Here is a 14,569-nt window from a genome sequence, read left to right on the forward strand (position 1 = left end):
GATCGTACCGGCAGCTTTCAGCCCCGCCCGAAGCAGCGCTCCAGCTCGTCCAGGTCGTAGAACGTGCTGCCCTTGGCGATCGGGCGGCAGCCGACCTTGAAGGCCGTCTCCTTCTCGTTGTAGAGCATGCGGACCAGGTAGTCGTCGCCGTTCTGGAAGACGTCCCACTGGATGTTGGCGCCCAGGGGGGACACGGAAGCACCCCGCCAGGGGTTGCCCGCGTAGGTGTACGGCTCCCCCGGCGTCGCCGGCTCCGTGCTGCCGGGCAGGCCCATCAGCGCGGCCAGCGGGATGATCTCCTCGGCGTGGGTGAAGCGCAGTTCGGCGCCGAGGGCGCTGGTGCCGGCCCGCTTGGCCTCGACCTGCTTGAAGAGGTCGTCGAGGAGCACACCGGCCATCTTGTAGGTGATGTCGCTGTCGGCGAAGCCGGGGCCCTTCTCGTAGAAGTCCTCGGCGTCGCTCAGGTACCCGAACCAGGCGGCGCCGGAGCGGGAGATGTACCGCTCCATGCCCCAGCCCGCGCCGTCGGGGCTCTCCTCGCTCATGGCGGGGGCGATGGCGTACAGGTTGTAGACGGCCTGGGCGGCGCCGACCTGGTCGGTGATCTGCTCGACGAAGGAGTCCTTGAAGATCCTGCGCAGGACGCTGTACGCGGCCCGGTGCGTCCTGGGCTGGTCGGTGATGCCGTTCAGGGTGTCCTTGAGGCGCTGGTCGTGCGCGATGTAGTCGCGGTACGCCGCGCCGCCCGCCGCCTTGTGGAAGTACAGCAGGTCCTTGTCGGTGCGGGCGGGCCCGATCAGCGGCCCCAGCGCCGGGTCGGTCTCGGCGAGGGCGTCGGTGAACGCGGTGCCGCTGTCGACGGCCCGGCCCTGGCCGGAGCTGACGACGTCGATCTTCTCGCCGTCCGCGGCGATCTTCCCGAACAGGGACGGCAGCCGCTGCTCCATGCGCACGGCCGTGTCCCTCAGCTCCTGCTTGCCGCGGCCGCTGAGGTTGCCGTAGCCGACCTTGGCCATGGCGTCGAGCAGGGCACGGACACGCGGCCCGAACTCCTCGCCTTTACCGGTGAGTTGGCCCTCCGCCTCGGCCTTGTCCCACAGGGCGAGGACCAGGTCGCCGTCCTCGCTGTCGGTGGCGGCACGGGAGCCGTGCCGGGAGACGTTCTCGGTGAAGACGGGCGTGTAGCCGGCGGGGGGCCGCTGGTAGGTGCGCGGGTTCTGCTCGGGCGCGTAGGGCGCCTTGGTGCCGTAGGAGTCCCGGTGCGCGGGGCCGTCGGCGGCGTGGGCCGGCAGCGCGGTGAGCAGCAGGGCGCCGAGGGCGAGGACAGGCGTGAGACGTCTTCTCATGAGTCCCGCATCCTCGGCGGCCCGCATGAACCCCTGGTGGCTACGAGGTGGACTCGTCGCCCCTCATGGCGGCCTCCATGGCGAGGAGTTCCTCGTTCGGGACGGCCCCGCCGAAGCGCCGGTCGCGGGAGGCGAACTCGACGCAGGCCCGCCACAGGTCGCGCCGGTCGAAGTCGGGCCACAGCACGTCCTGGAAGACCATCTCGGCGTATGCGCTCTGCCAGATCAGGTAGTTGGAGGTGCGCTGCTCGCCGCTGGGGCGCAGGAACAGGTCCACGTCCGGCATGTCCGGGTAGTACAGGTACTTCTGGAGGGTCTTCTCATTGACCTTGGACGGGTCGAGGCGGCCCGCCTTCACGTCCTCGGCCAGGGCCTGCGCGGCGTCGGCGATCTCCGCTCGGCCGCCGTAGTTCATGCAGAAGTACAGCGTCAGCCTGTCGTTGCCCTTGGTCTGCTCCTGGGCGACCTGCAGCTCCTTGGCCACCGACTTCCACAGCTTGGGCATACGGCCCACCCAGCGCACCCGGATGCCCAGCTCGTCGAGCTGGTCGCGGGTCTTGCGGATGAAGTCGCGGTTGAAGTTCATCAGGAAGCGGACCTCGTCGGGCGAGCGCTTCCAGTTCTCGGTGGAGAAGGCGTACAGGGAGATGTTGCGGACGCCGATCTCGATCGAGCCCTGGAGCACGTCGAGCACCCGCTCGGCGCCGACCTTGTGCCCCTCCGTGCGCGGCAGCCCGCGGTCCTTGGCCCAGCGGCCGTTGCCGTCCATGACGATCGCCACGTGGTTCGGTACCAGCTCGCCCGGGAGCTTCGGCGCGCGGGCGCCGGACGGGTGCGGCTCCGGCGACTTGTACTCGCGGCGCTGGCGTCCCAGGATCCCGCGTACGACCATGTGCTTCTCGTCTCCCTTGCTTACTGTTCCACGTACCTCAGCGAGCGCAGTCCGCGCTCCAGATGCCAGTGCAGGTAGGCGGACACCAGCCCGCTGCCCTCCCGGACGTGCCGCGCCTCGCACGCGTCCGCCGTCTCCCAGTCTCCCGTAAGCAGCGCGCCGAGGAGCACCAGGGTCTGGGGCGAGGGTACGACGCTGCCGGGCACCCGGCAGTCGACGCAGACGGAGCCGCCGGAGGCGACCGAGAAGAACCGGTTGGGACCGGGCATTCCGCACTTGGCGCAGTCGCCGAAGCTGGGGGCGTAGCCGTTGACGGCCAGCGAGCGCAGCAGGAAGGCGTCGAGGACGAGGTTCGGGGCGTGCTCACCGCGGGCGAGGGTGCGCAGGGCACCCACCAGCAGCAGGTACTGCTGCACGGCCGGCTCGCCCTCGTGGTCCGTGAACCGCTCGGCGGTCTCCAGCATGGCCGTACCGGCGGTGTAGCGCGCGTAGTCGGTGACGATCCCGCCACCGTACGCGGCGATGGTCTCGCTCTGCGTGCACAGCGGCAGCCCGCGCCCGACCAGCTCACTGCCCCGCGCGAAGAACTGCACGTCGACGTGGGAGAACGGCTCCAGCCGGGCCCCGAACTTCGACTTGGTCCGCCGCACGCCCCGGGCCACGGCCCGCACCCGCCCGTGCCCGCGCGTGAGCAGCGTGATGATCCGGTCCGCTTCTCCGAGCTTCTGGGTCCGCAGGACGACGCCGTCGTCCCGGAAAAGGCTCACAGCCGACCCCCGCTCTGGGCCGGCCGGGGATCCGGGGGGTGCCCCCCGGGCCAGCACAGCATGATCCGGTCCGCCTCACCCGGCTTCCGGGTGCGCAGCACGATGCCGTCGTCGCGGAACAGACTCATGGCTCCATTCTGCCCGCCCGTGCCGCGTCCCCGGGCCTCGGGCGGCTCTTCTCTGCCCGCCCGCGCCCCGCGTCCCTGGGCCGCGGGCGGTTCTTCAGGGCACCTCGCCCCTGCTGCGCGCGTTGGCGTGGGCCGTTGCCGCGCTCAGCCGCTCGGCCGGGGTGGCCTGGCGGACGGCCTCGGGTCTCGCGTCCCACTCCCGTCCGCCGCCGTACGGGCGCAGCTGCACATACGGTCCTTCGTGCCCCATGACGATGCCGAGGCGTCCGGTACGGGTGTCGACGGCACAGGAGCCGACGGGGAGTTTCATCGCGTCCACCTCCGGTCGCTCCCCTGCCATGGGCAAATTCACGCTTCGCATGCCACTGGTGGCCCAGCGTGCCTACACTCGGCCGGAGTCTGTTCTGACGACGTGCGCCCGCGCACGCCGGTGAATGATGCCGTGCGGCCGCGCCCATCTGCGTCAACTCACCCCCCGCTGCGGCCATTTCGCCCCGCCATTGGTCCGACCTGTGGCGGCTAGGCCATTCGTGTGCGATCTCTTGACCGCCCCCACGGGCGCTCCTATGGTCACGCTGACCGAATCGGACGTAGGACGTCGTACCTCCCCACTCCCCGCATCCCTCCCCCCGACCTCGCTGGAGGAACCGTGCGCGACGACGTGACCCACGACGTGCCGGCACCGCGCCGCCGGTCGTTCCTGAAGTACTCGGGGGCGCTGGGCGCCGCCGCCGTCCTTCCGTCGGCGCTGGCGGCCTGTTCCGCCGGTCCGGAGTCCACGAACGACACCGGGAACGGGGGCAGCGGCAAGGACCGCACGCTGACCGCGGTGATCGGGTACGGCAACGACGGCAGCTGGGATCCGACGCAGACGGCGTCCGCGTTCGCCATGGCCGCCAACAACCACATCTACGAGGGGCTGCTCGACACCGACCCGATCTCCCGGGTGCCGTACCCGGCGCTCGCCACCGAGGTGCCGAAGGACCCGAACGCCACGACCTGGCGGTTCACCCTGCGCTCCGGTGCGACCTTCCATGACGGCAAGCCCGTCACCGCCGATGACGTCGTCTTCGTCTTCGACCGGATCCTCGACCCGAAGACCCAGACCCTCGCCAAGGGCTTCTTCGTGAGCTGGCTGCAGGAGGCGCGGAAGGTCGACGCGAAGACCGTCGAGCTGGTCCTGAAGTTCCCCTTCCCGGACGGACTCGCCCGGCTCACCCTGGCCAAGGTCATGCCGAAGCACGTGTTCTCCAAGCCCGGCGCCTGGGACGACGCGATCAAGGGGCTCGCGGTGGGCTCGGGGCCGTACCGGCAGACCGCGCACCACCCGAAGTCGAACACCACCTTCGAGGCGTTCGCCGCCTACAACGGCCCGCGCAGGCCGGCGTTCAAGCGGATGAACTGGCTGACGATCGTGGACGCGGCGCCCCGCGTGGCCAAGATCTCCGGGAGCGGCGCGGGCGCTCAGATCGCCGACAACATCCCCTACGCCAACATCGCCCGCTTGGAGCAGGGCGGCCTCACGGTCGCGGGCGGCGCCGGGATGAACAACCTGTTCCTGATGTTCAACACGAAGCACAAGCCGTTCGACGACGTGCGGGTGCGGCAGGCGCTGCACTACGCGATCGACACCGAGAAGATGGTGCAGGTCGCGCTGAAGGGGCACGGGAAGCCCGCGTCCTCCTTCCTCAACACGGGCAACCCCAGCTACCGGCGGGCCAAGACCGTGTACGACTACGACCCCGAGAAGGCGAAGGCGCTGCTGAAGGCCGCCGGGGTCAAGGGGCTGAAGGTCGAGATCCTCTCCGTCAACGTCAGCTGGATCGTGGACTGTCTGCCGACCGTCAAGTCCTCCTGGGACGCGATCGGCGTGGAGACGACCCTGGCGCCGCAGGAGACCACGGCCGTGTTCACCAAGATGGACCAGAAGCAGGACTACCAGGTGGTGGCCGCGGCCTCGAACCCGAACCAGTTCGGGCTCGACGCCGACCTGATCATGCACTACAACTACGGCCCCCAGAACCTGTGGATGCAGTACACCCGGTGGGCCGACAACCCCGTCGCCAAGCAACTGTTCAAGGACATGGACCGGGCGACCCGGGAGCCGGACGCGGCGAAGAAGAAGGCGATGATCCAGGACTACGTCGACGTCGTCGCCGAGCAGGCCGTGCTCTACCCGGTCGTCCACAACGAGCTGATGACCGCCTGGGACCCGCGCAGGCTCAGCGGGATAAGGCCGCAGCCCTACCCGGGCATCAACCTCCTGCAAGCCCAGTGGACCTGACGGCATGACGGCCGTCGTACGGATCCTGCTGCGCCGTATCGCCCTGCTCGTGCCGCTGCTGCTCGGGATCGTGCTGTTCGTGTTCCTGGTGATGCGGTTCTCGGACGTCGACCCGGCGTCCGCGTTCTTCCAGGGCGCGAACCCGACCCCGCAGCAGCTGCACGACTTCCGGGAACGAGGCGGCCTGCTGGACCCGCTCCCGGTGCGCTACGTCCACTTCGTCGGCGCCCTCCTCCACGGCGACCTCGGCACCAGTGCCCTGACCCGGGCGCCGGTGGTCGACCAGGTCACCACCGCGCTGCCGCTCACCCTCCAGCTGACCTTCCTCGGCCTCGGCATCGCGGTGGTGCTGGCGCTGGCCGGGGGCGTCACGGCGGCCGTCTACCGGGACCGGCTGCCGGACCAGATCATCCGGGTCGTCTCCCTGGTCGGGGTCGCCGCGCCCGGCTTCTGGCTAGCGCTGCTGATGATCCAGTACCTGGCGGTGGACCGGGGCTGGTTCCCGACCGGCGGCTACATCAACCCGGCCGACTCCTTCACCGGGTGGCTGAAGACGATGGCCCTGCCCGCGCTCGCGCTGTCCCTGCCGGTGGCCGCCCAGCTGACCCGGATCGTGCGGACGTCGGTGGTGGAGGAGCTGGACAAGGACTATGTACGGACGGCGATCGGGAGTGGGCTGCCGCCCCGGGTGGTCGTCGGGCGGAACGTGCTGCGCAACGCGCTCGTCAACCCGCTGACCGTGCTCGGCCTGCGCGTCGGCTATCTGCTCGGCGGCGCGGTCGTCATCGAGACGATCTTCTCGCTGCCCGGCATGGGGAAGCTGATGATCGACGCCGTGCAGAACGGTGATCCGGCGGTGGTGCAGGGGGTGGTCCTCACCACGGCGACCGGGTTCGTCGTCGTCAACCTCGTCATCGACATCCTCTACCTGCTCGTCAACCCACGGCTGAGGGCGGCCTGATGAATCCACGTCCGAGGGCGGCCTGATGGTCACGCGCGCCGAGCTCACCGAGCGGCTCTCCCGGCCCGCCGTCCGGCTGCACGGCCGGCGCCGGCTGCCGCCCCTGTCGAAGATCGCCGTCTGCTTCCTGGCGCTGGTCGTCCTGGTCGCCGTACTCGCCCCGGTGCTCGCCCCGCACGACCCGCTCGACCAGCAGGACCCGGTCGACGGCAGCGGACATCCGTCGGCCGCGCACTGGATGGGCCAGGACAGCCTCGGCCGGGACATCCTGAGCCGGCTGATGTACGGCGCCCGCTGGTCGCTGGCGATCGGGCTGGGCGCGACCGCGCTCGCCCTCGTAGTCGGCGCGCTGCTCGGGGCGCTCGCGGCCACCTCCCGCAAGGCCGTGGACGAGATGCTGATGCGCTGTCTGGACGTGGTGATGGCGTTCCCGGGCATCGCGCTCGCGGCCGTGCTGGTCGCCGTCTTCGGCGGCGGGATCGGCGTGCTGATCTGCGCGATCGCGTTCCTGTTCACGCCGCCGGTCGCACGGGTGGTGCGGGCCAACGTGCTCGACCAGTACGGGGAGGACTACGTCACCGCGGAACGCGTGATCGGCGCCCGCACCCCGCACATCGTGCTGCGGCACGTGGCCGTCAACTGCGCGGCCCCGGTGCTGGTGTTCTGCACGGTCCAGGTCGCCGAGGCCATCGTCTTCGAGGCGTCGCTGTCCTTCATCGGCGCGGGCGTGCGGCCCCCGGACCCGTCCTGGGGCAGTGTCATCGCCGACGGCAAGAACATGGTGCTGACCGGCGGCTGGTGGGCGACCGTCTTCCCCGGGCTGCTGATCCTGCTCACCGTGCTGTCCCTGAACATCCTCTCCGAGGGCGTCTCGGACGCCTGGGCGGCCCCGGCGCCCCGCGAGGTGGAGGCACCCGAGGACCACCTGGAGACACCGGAACCCGGCACCGGCGAGGTGCTCCCGCTCCCCGGCCTGACCGACGCCGCCCGACGGCTGCGCGCGCGGGCCCGGCCCCGGCCCGATGCCGCCGGCCGGCCGGTACTCGCGGTGGAGAACCTCGCCATCGGCTTCCCGGGCCGGCACCGGGGCGTGGACATCGTGGCCGGCGTCGGCTTCGAGGTACGTCCCGGCGAGGTGCTGGGCCTGGTCGGCGAGTCGGGCTGCGGCAAATCCCTGACCGCGCTCACCGTCATGGGCCTGCAGCCCAAGGAGGCCCGGGTGCGCGGACAGATCCGCTTCCACCAGCGGGACCTGCTCGCCGAGCCGATGCGGGTACGGCGCCGGCTGCTCGGCCACGAGATGGCGATGGTCTACCAGGACGCCCTGTCCTCCCTGAACCCGGCGATGACCATCCGCGCCCAGCTGAAACAGCTCGTGCGCCGCGGTGGCCGCCGCAGTCCCCAGGAGCTGTTGTCGCTCGTCGGCCTCGACCCCGACCGCACCCTGCGCAGCTACCCGCACGAACTCTCCGGCGGCCAGCGCCAGCGCGTCCTGATCGCCATGGCCCTCTCCCGCGACCCCGCGCTGATCGTGGCCGACGAGCCGACCACCGCCCTGGACGTCACCGTGCAGGCGCAGGTCATGGAGCTGCTGCTGCGACTGCGCGAGGAGCTGGGCTTCGCACTGATCCTGGTCTCGCACGACCTGGCGCTGGTCGCCGACATCACCGACCGGGTGGTGGTGATGTACGGCGGGCAGATCGTGGAGACGGGCGTGACCGCCGACCTGGTGGAGGCACCGGCCCACCACTACACGCGCGGGCTGCTCGGCAGCGTGCTCTCGCTGGAGTCGGCCGAGGAGCGGATGACACAGATCAAGGGGGTCGTACCGTCCCCCGCCGACTTCCCGGCGGGCTGCCGCTTCGCCGACCGCTGCCCGCTGGCCACCGAGGTCTGCCACACCACCGCGCCCGTCCTCACGGGCACCCTCACGCACACGGCCGCCTGCCACCACCCGGCGGTGGAGCTGACGTCGGCGGAGAGCGAGGAGGCCCTGCAGTGACCGCTGTCGTGGAAGTCCGGGACGCCCACGTCGTCCACAAGGCCCGCAGCGGCGGCCTGTTCGCCCGCGACCGGGTGTACGCCCTGACCGGCGCCGATCTCACCGTGGCGCCCGGAGAGACGGTCGGCGTGGTCGGCGAGTCGGGCTGCGGCAAGTCGACGCTGGCGAAGGTGCTGGTGGGCATCCAGCGGCCGACCTCCGGGACGGTGTCGTACCGGGGCCGCGACCTCTGGTCGATGCCGCCGGCCGAACGCCGGACCACGGTCGGCGCAGGCACCGGCATGATCTTCCAGGACCCGTCGACGGCCCTGAACCGCCGGCTGACGGTACGCCGTGTGCTGCGCGACCCGCTGGACGTCCACGGACGCGGAACCCGGGCCGAACGGGACGACAGGGTGCGGGAGTTGATGGCCCTGGTCGGTCTCCCCCGGGCCTTGGCGGACGCACTCCCCGGTCAGCTCTCCGGCGGCCAGCGCCAGCGCGTCGCCATCGCCCGCGCACTCGCCCTGGACCCCGGCCTGGTGGTGGCGGACGAGCCGACCAGCGCGCTGGACGTCTCGGTCCGCGCCCAGATCCTCAACCTGCTCCTGGACCTGAAGGAACGCCTCGGTCTCGCCCTGGTGTTCGTCTCGCACGACATCCAGACGGTACGGCGGATGAGCGACCGGGTGATCACCATGTACCTGGGCCGGATCGTGGAGGAGACCCCGGCCGCCCGGGTGACCGACGCTGCCCGGCACCCGTACACCCGCGCCCTGTTCTCCGCGACCCCCGGCCTGCTGGACCCCATCGACCCGATCCCGCTGACCGGCCCGGTGCCCTCGGCCACCCGTCCGCCGAGCGGCTGCCCCTTCCGGACCCGCTGCTGGAAGGCGGACGAGGTCTGTGCGGGTTCGATGCCGGAGTTCTCGGCCGCGTCGCAGCCCCGACACCGGTTCCGCTGTCACCATCCTGTGGAGGAGGACCAGTCGACCCGCGACCTCGTACCCCGGGAGCCTTGATGACCTTTCCCGCCCCGCTGACCGGTGTCGTTCCGCCCGTCTGTACCCCCCTGACACCGGACCGCGAGGTGGACGTGCCCTCGCTGCTCAGACTGGTCGACCATCTGGTGGCGGGCGGTGTGCACGGACTGTTCCTGCTCGGCTCGACCTCCGAGGCCGCGTTTCTGACGGACCGGCAGCGCCGGCAGGTGGTCGAGGCGGTCGTCGGCCATGTGGCCGGTCAGCTGCCCGTCCTCGCCGGCGCCATCGACATGACCACCCCGCGCGTCCTCGACCACGTCACGGCGGTCACCGCGGCCGGCGCGGGGGCCGTCGTCGTCACCGCCCCCTTCTACGCCCGCACCCACCCCTCGGAGATCGTCCACCACTACCGCCGGATCGCGGCCGCGAGCCCGGTCCCGGTGATCGCCTACGACATCCCGTCCGCCGTGCACACCAAGCTCCCGGCGGACGTGGTGCTCGGTCTCGCAGGCGACGGCGTACTGGCGGGCCTGAAGGACTCCAGCGGCGACCTGGCCGCCTTCCGGGAGATCGTCACCGGCGCCCGCGCCCATCCCGGTTTCAGCGTCCTGACCGGCTCCGAGCTGTTCGTCGACGCCGCGCTGGCACTGGGCGCGGACGGGGCAGTGCCTGGCCTGGCCAACGTCGACCCGCACGGCTACGTCCGCCTCTACCGGCTGTGCCGGGCGGGCGACTGGGAGGGCTCACGGAGCGAGCAGGAGCGCCTGTGCGAGCTGTTCGGGATCGTCGGCATCGGGGACCCGGCACGGATGGGCGGCAGCTCGTCGGCGCTGGGCGCGTTCAAGGCGGCGCTGCATCTGCGCGGGATCATCGACTGCGCGGTGACGGCGGAGCCGCAGGTGCCGTTGTCGGGGGACGAGGTGGCGAAGGTGGGGAAGTTTTTGGCGGGGGCGGGGCTGCTCTAGGCGGTTTCGTTCGGATCGGTCGGCCCTTGGTACCAGCACCCTGTGATGCCTGTGCGTCACCACCGCTCACGCGATGCTCAGGGACTACAGAACGAGAAGGGATAAAATTACCCAAATCGGTGGCCTGACTTCCGGACCTGGGCTGCACTCGACCTGTGTGACCTTGGGGAGCGGCATGATGGCGAGGTCTCCTGAGAAACGCGGAGTCCCGCACAGCGCTGGTGTGCGGGGCAGGTTGCTGCCCTTCCTGCCCGCTCTACTGCTGCTCCTCGGCCTGCTCATCGGCCTCTTCACACCCCGCGCCGTCAGGCCGGATGCCTTCCTCGCCACAGCCATGATCTCCGGCGCCGCACTGCTGCCCCTGTGGGGGACCGTGCTCACCGGAGTGGGCGCGTGCGGCATCTTCGTCGGCCTGATGGCGGACTTCGACGCGCTGCAGGATGCGACCGCCTACTCCGAGCTGGCCACCCTCGTGGCGATTGCCGCATTCGCCGTCTTCTTCAACCGCCTACTGGACCGACGCGCCCATCAGCTGGTTCAGGTCCGCTCAGTGGCCGAAACCGCCCAGCTGGCGGTGCTGCATCCGATTCCACGCCACCTCGGTCACGTCACGCTCGAGAGCCTGTACCTGGCCGCTGCGGCGGAAGCCCGGATCGGCGGCGACCTGTACGAGGCGATACGCACCCCGCACGGCGTACGACTGCTCATCGGCGACGTACGCGGCAAGGGCCTGCTCGCGATGCAGGCGGCGGCGATGCTGCTCAGCGCCTTCCGCGAGGCCGCCCACGACGCGCCCGACCTGCCCCACCTCGCGCGCCGCCTGGAGACGAGCGTGAGCCGCAACGCCTCCAAGTACCCGGAGATCCCGGGCTCGGAGATCGTCGAACGTTTCGCCACTGCGCTCCTCGCCGAGATCCCGGACGACGAACCGGTCGTCCGGACCGTCACCTGCGGCCACCCACCCCCACTGTTGCTGCACCGCGGCGAGGTACGGGAGCTGCAGCCCGCCGCCCCCTCGCCGCCACTCAACCTGGGCGACCTGGTGAGCGACGGGTACCACGTCGACCTCACCCCCTTCCACCCCGGAGACCAGCTCCTGCTGTACACCGACGGGGTCACCGAGACCCGCGACCGCTCCGGCACCTTCTACCCCCTTGCCGAACGCGTCCGCTCATGGAGCGGCGAGGCCCCACACCAGCTCCTCGACCATCTCCACCGTGACCTGATCGCCTACAGCGGCGGCGCGCTCGACGACGACATCGCCGCCCTCGTCGCCCGGCGGCGCCCGAGCCTCTGACCCTGAGCCCTCGTCCTCGTCGTCGGCGGTCGCTGAGGCCCGGCTAGGGGCAGGTGGGCGTGGGGGTGCTCGCCACTGTGGGGCGAGTTTCCTTCAGGGCTTCGATGAAGGGAGTGAAGGCTGCGGGCGGGAAGGTGAGGGTTGCTCTGGACGGGGCCTTGGAGTCTCGGATGGATATGCGGGTGTGGCGGTGGGCGACCTCCACGCAGGCGTCCCCCTGGCCGCCACCCGAGAAGGAGGACTTCTTCCAGGTGTCGGGGGTCAGCATGCTCACAGCTCCTTCGACAGCCGGTGAATGAAGTCACGCGAACGGTCGGGGTCGAGTGACACTGCCTCTACCCTACGGAAGAGCGTTCGATATCGGCTGAGCTGAGCTTCGGCATCGATGAAAACCGGGCCGTTGGGTCCGTCACGCACCACGGTGTCCAGCTTGGGGACGGGGCCGCCCGCGTACACCATCGCACTTCCCGCCCCGCCAAAGTCGTCCAGATCGAAGGGGATGACACGTACGGTGACGTGGTCCGCCTCGGAGAGTTCCAGAACGCGAGTGAGCTGAGCCCGCGCCGTGGACCGGTCGCCGACCCTGATGCGCAGCGCTCCCTCATGGATCACAGCTTCGTATGGGACCGGGTGCAGGCGCTCGATGATGACCCTGCGCTTCATCCGGTGATCGACCCACCGCTCGACATCGCTCGGCGGGAACTCCGGGTTCACGTACGAGAAGAGGGACCGGGCGTAGTCCGTGGTCTGAAGAAGGCCCGGGACATGAAGGAACTCCACGTCCCAGCGGAAGTGGGCGTGATGCTCCAACTCGGGCAGATCCATGAAAGGCGTGGGCAGCTGCCCTCGGTACTCCTCCCACCAGCCCTGCGTCCGGTCGGTGGCGATCGCTGCCAGGCCTGCGATGAACTCTCCATCGACACAGGCGTAGTTGGTCGCCATACGACGCAGACGCTGCTCACTCACCCCTGACGTGCCGGCCTCGATCTGGCTGATCTGAACGGAGTTCACGCCGAGGAGCGCCGCCGCCTCACGAGAGCTGAGGCCCGCCGCCTCGCGCAGCCTGCGCAGTTCCACGGCCAGCCGCATCTGTCGCGCTGTGGGCTCGCGCTTGGTCCCCATCGACCGCTCCTTGGTTCAACGCGCCTGTCCATACACCTCGTTCGGGGGTCAGATTACGCGGTCGGCTTGCTGACTCTTAATTCTAAGGTCTACCGTCGGTGACGCGACGCACACGCAGCGGAAGCGCACCGTGCCGTCCTGCCAAGACGGCTGCGGCAATGCCACCGCCCGCGAAACCCTTCACTCTGAACGGAGTTGACGCATGCCCGAAACCTGGGACTACACCCTCTACATCCCCAACGACCTCAGAGCCGTCACCGTCTGCCGCCGCACCCTGCGTCTGATCCTGACGCTGCACGGACTGATCGGGCTGGTGGACACGGCCGAACTCCTCGCGGCAGAGCTGGTCTCCAACGCCGTACGCCACACGAAGGGGCCGGCTGCCCTCAGGGTGCGCCGAACGCCGGAGGGCATGGTCTGGATCGGGGCGTGGGACACGGACCCGGCGCCGCCGGACCCGCCACGGCCGTTGGCACAGGTGGGCGAGGTGGAGGAGGGCCGAGGGCTGGGCCTGGTGATGACCTGCGCGGAGTACTGGGGCTGGCAGCCGTCGGCCAGGTTCGGGAACCGGGGCAAGTTCGTCTGGTGCGAACGTGCGGCGGCCTAGCTCGTTGATCACGTCATACGGAAAGGAGCGCTGATGGTGGGCTCGTCACATGAGGCGCTGCACCGGATCTTTCAGAAGGATCCGGCCCTGCCGACCCGGGCGTTACAGAGCGTGTTGCATGTGCAGATTCCCGAGCCGCGGGAGATTCCCTGGCATCCGCCCTGCGGACCGTCGACCCCGACAGCGCCGCAGTCTTCGTGCAGTTCGTCGACTCAGGCCTGGCCGACCCCCAGGCGAAGCAGATGTGGAGGGAATTGATGACGGCGATCCAGTACTTCTGGCGACACCCGCTGGCCGAGCAGGTACGCGAGGAAGGCCGGGAAGAAGGCCGGGCCGAGGCCAAGGCCGAGAGGCTGGAGGTCTGGGCCCAGCGAGCCGTGCACGCCACGGATGCGGCGGAGCTGTTCGCCGAGGAGTGAACGGGGCCGGGCGGCTTGGCCGTTGGCCCTTGGGTGGGTTGCGTTCGCGCCGTTGGCCGAGGTGGTGTGGGCCCGCTGTGGCGGAACGCCGGGCGGGTACAGCAGGTGCCGGTCTGTGGGTGGCGGCGGCCTGCGCGTCGGGGGCACTCGGCGACTACCCCGTTCGTCACAGAAGCCTCGCCCGCCCCACTCGAACGGTGAGTGGAGGATCTGTTCCAGAAGGCCTGGGTAAAGCCGCAGGTCAGAAGCCCGACCGTGTTTCTTCGGCTGGAACAGATCTCCCACTCGTCGCAGCAGTCCTCGTGCAGTTCGTCGACTGATGCCTGGCCCCCCGGTGAACCAACTCGAGGTGTGGGCGCAGCGGGCGGTGCACGCAAAAGATGCGGCGGAGCTGTCTGCCGAGATGGTCATCGGAACGGAATGTTGAGCCAGGGGCTGCCCGGCTCGGACATCAGGATCCGATGAGCCTCGCCCATGTTCTGGTACCAGTCCCCGAACTCCTCCTCATCGAAGTGAAGGCAGCGTCCGAGGATGTAGCCGGCGGAAAAGTCCTGCCACGACTTGTAGGACAGGGAGGCGGCCCGTCCTGCCTGGATGACGGCGGACTCGGCCTCCGCGAGGGTGCCGAACCGGGCCCCCAGCCCCCACCGGGCCATCTTCGAGGCGCGCCCGAGATCCCAGGCGTCGACGGACGACACGTACTGGTTCTCGTCGAGCACACCGTCGGCACGCATCCGGGCCTCGTAGCGGGTGATACGCCCGATGAGCCGCTGCACACCCTCGATACGGGCCTCGACCTCGGACTCGGGTCGGGGCT

15 protein-coding genes and 1 pseudogene are annotated in these 14,569 nt (G+C 70.1%); 8 read left to right on the top strand and 8 right to left on the bottom strand.

Features of this window, described 5'->3' with window-relative positions:
- Positions 1-17: 17 nt before the first annotated feature.
- From ACZ5DS_RS04270 to ACZ5DS_RS04290, 5 genes are all read right to left on the bottom strand, one after another.
- Positions 18-1,346, bottom strand: a complete 1,329-nt coding sequence (locus ACZ5DS_RS04270) for a histidine-type phosphatase (RefSeq protein WP_468233786.1) — start codon at positions 1,344-1,346, stop codon at positions 18-20.
- Positions 1,347-1,386: 40 nt separating this feature from the next.
- Complete coding sequence (locus tag ACZ5DS_RS04275; protein ID WP_468233789.1) at positions 1,387-2,238, bottom strand: isoprenyl transferase; 852 nt, start codon at positions 2,236-2,238, stop codon at positions 1,387-1,389.
- A gap of 20 nt (positions 2,239-2,258) precedes the next feature.
- On the bottom strand, positions 2,259-3,005 hold the full coding sequence (recO, locus tag ACZ5DS_RS04280; RefSeq protein ID WP_468233792.1) for a DNA repair protein RecO: 747 nt from the start codon (positions 3,003-3,005) through the stop codon (positions 2,259-2,261).
- Positions 3,002-3,133 (bottom strand): hypothetical protein, encoded by a 132-nt coding sequence (locus ACZ5DS_RS04285; RefSeq protein ID WP_468233795.1) that lies wholly within the window; start codon positions 3,131-3,133, stop codon positions 3,002-3,004. The genes recO and ACZ5DS_RS04285 overlap by 4 nt, the downstream gene beginning before the upstream one ends.
- A gap of 94 nt (positions 3,134-3,227) precedes the next feature.
- Positions 3,228-3,443, bottom strand: coding sequence for a hypothetical protein (locus tag ACZ5DS_RS04290; protein ID WP_468233799.1), 216 nt, complete (start codon positions 3,441-3,443; stop codon positions 3,228-3,230).
- Positions 3,444-3,782: 339 nt separating this feature from the next.
- Between ACZ5DS_RS04290 and ACZ5DS_RS04295 the strand changes: the two genes are divergently transcribed.
- The 6 genes from ACZ5DS_RS04295 (at position 3,783) to ACZ5DS_RS04320 (ending at position 11,604) form a co-directional block, all read left to right on the top strand.
- Positions 3,783-5,417, top strand: a complete 1,635-nt coding sequence (locus ACZ5DS_RS04295) for an ABC transporter substrate-binding protein (RefSeq protein WP_468233802.1) — start codon at positions 3,783-3,785, stop codon at positions 5,415-5,417.
- A gap of 4 nt (positions 5,418-5,421) precedes the next feature.
- Entirely contained in the window at positions 5,422-6,378 is a 957-nt protein-coding gene (locus tag ACZ5DS_RS04300) for an ABC transporter permease (RefSeq protein ID WP_468233805.1), read from the top strand.
- A 25-nt stretch (positions 6,379-6,403) separates the two neighbouring features.
- Positions 6,404-8,380: a dipeptide/oligopeptide/nickel ABC transporter permease/ATP-binding protein gene (locus ACZ5DS_RS04305; RefSeq protein WP_468233808.1), complete on the top strand. Its 1,977-nt coding sequence runs from the start codon at positions 6,404-6,406 to the stop codon at positions 8,378-8,380.
- Positions 8,377-9,381, top strand: a complete 1,005-nt coding sequence (locus ACZ5DS_RS04310) for an oligopeptide/dipeptide ABC transporter ATP-binding protein (RefSeq protein WP_468233811.1) — start codon at positions 8,377-8,379, stop codon at positions 9,379-9,381. The genes ACZ5DS_RS04305 and ACZ5DS_RS04310 overlap by 4 nt, the downstream gene beginning before the upstream one ends.
- Entirely contained in the window at positions 9,381-10,307 is a 927-nt protein-coding gene (locus ACZ5DS_RS04315) for a dihydrodipicolinate synthase family protein (RefSeq protein WP_468233813.1), read from the top strand. The genes ACZ5DS_RS04310 and ACZ5DS_RS04315 overlap by 1 nt, the downstream gene beginning before the upstream one ends.
- 223 nt (positions 10,308-10,530) lie before the next feature.
- Entirely contained in the window at positions 10,531-11,604 is a 1,074-nt protein-coding gene (locus ACZ5DS_RS04320) for a PP2C family protein-serine/threonine phosphatase (protein ID WP_468233817.1), read from the top strand.
- Between the two features lie 43 nt (positions 11,605-11,647).
- Here the strand turns inward: ACZ5DS_RS04320 and ACZ5DS_RS04325 are convergent, their stop codons facing one another.
- Positions 11,648-11,872, bottom strand: coding sequence for a DUF397 domain-containing protein (locus ACZ5DS_RS04325; protein WP_468233820.1), 225 nt, complete (start codon positions 11,870-11,872; stop codon positions 11,648-11,650).
- A gap of 2 nt (positions 11,873-11,874) precedes the next feature.
- Entirely contained in the window at positions 11,875-12,726 is an 852-nt protein-coding gene (locus tag ACZ5DS_RS04330; RefSeq protein WP_468233823.1) for a helix-turn-helix domain-containing protein, read from the bottom strand.
- A 202-nt stretch (positions 12,727-12,928) separates the two neighbouring features.
- Here ACZ5DS_RS04330 and ACZ5DS_RS04335 point away from each other — a divergent pair, with 202 nt between their 5' ends.
- Entirely contained in the window at positions 12,929-13,333 is a 405-nt protein-coding gene (locus ACZ5DS_RS04335; protein ID WP_468233827.1) for an ATP-binding protein, read from the top strand.
- Positions 13,334-13,476: 143 nt separating this feature from the next.
- Positions 13,477-13,752: pseudogene (locus ACZ5DS_RS04340) on the top strand (hypothetical protein); the annotation flags it as partial.
- A 407-nt stretch (positions 13,753-14,159) separates the two neighbouring features.
- Here the strand turns inward: ACZ5DS_RS04340 and ACZ5DS_RS04345 are convergent.
- Positions 14,160-14,569: DUF1266 domain-containing protein (locus ACZ5DS_RS04345; protein WP_468233830.1), on the bottom strand; the 410-nt coding region annotated here is incomplete at its 5' end.

It is taken from the genome of Streptomyces sp. NPDC031100 (genome assembly GCF_055570785.1).

Coding starts and splice junctions, on each gene's coding strand:
- ACZ5DS_RS04270 (WP_468233786.1), bottom strand. CDS start 1,346: ATGAGAAGACGTCTCACGCCTGTCCTCGCCCTCGGCGCCCTGCTGCTC.
- ACZ5DS_RS04275 (WP_468233789.1), bottom strand. CDS start 2,238: ATGGTCGTACGCGGGATCCTGGGACGCCAGCGCCGCGAGTACAAGTCG.
- ACZ5DS_RS04285 (WP_468233795.1), bottom strand. CDS start 3,133: ATGAGTCTGTTCCGCGACGACGGCATCGTGCTGCGCACCCGGAAGCCG.
- ACZ5DS_RS04290 (WP_468233799.1), bottom strand. CDS start 3,443: ATGAAACTCCCCGTCGGCTCCTGTGCCGTCGACACCCGTACCGGACGC.
- ACZ5DS_RS04300 (WP_468233805.1), top strand. CDS start 5,422: ATGACGGCCGTCGTACGGATCCTGCTGCGCCGTATCGCCCTGCTCGTG.
- ACZ5DS_RS04305 (WP_468233808.1), top strand. CDS start 6,404: ATGGTCACGCGCGCCGAGCTCACCGAGCGGCTCTCCCGGCCCGCCGTC.
- ACZ5DS_RS04315 (WP_468233813.1), top strand. CDS start 9,381: ATGACCTTTCCCGCCCCGCTGACCGGTGTCGTTCCGCCCGTCTGTACC.
- ACZ5DS_RS04325 (WP_468233820.1), bottom strand. CDS start 11,872: ATGCTGACCCCCGACACCTGGAAGAAGTCCTCCTTCTCGGGTGGCGGC.
- ACZ5DS_RS04330 (WP_468233823.1), bottom strand. CDS start 12,726: ATGGGGACCAAGCGCGAGCCCACAGCGCGACAGATGCGGCTGGCCGTG.
- ACZ5DS_RS04335 (WP_468233827.1), top strand. CDS start 12,929: ATGCCCGAAACCTGGGACTACACCCTCTACATCCCCAACGACCTCAGA.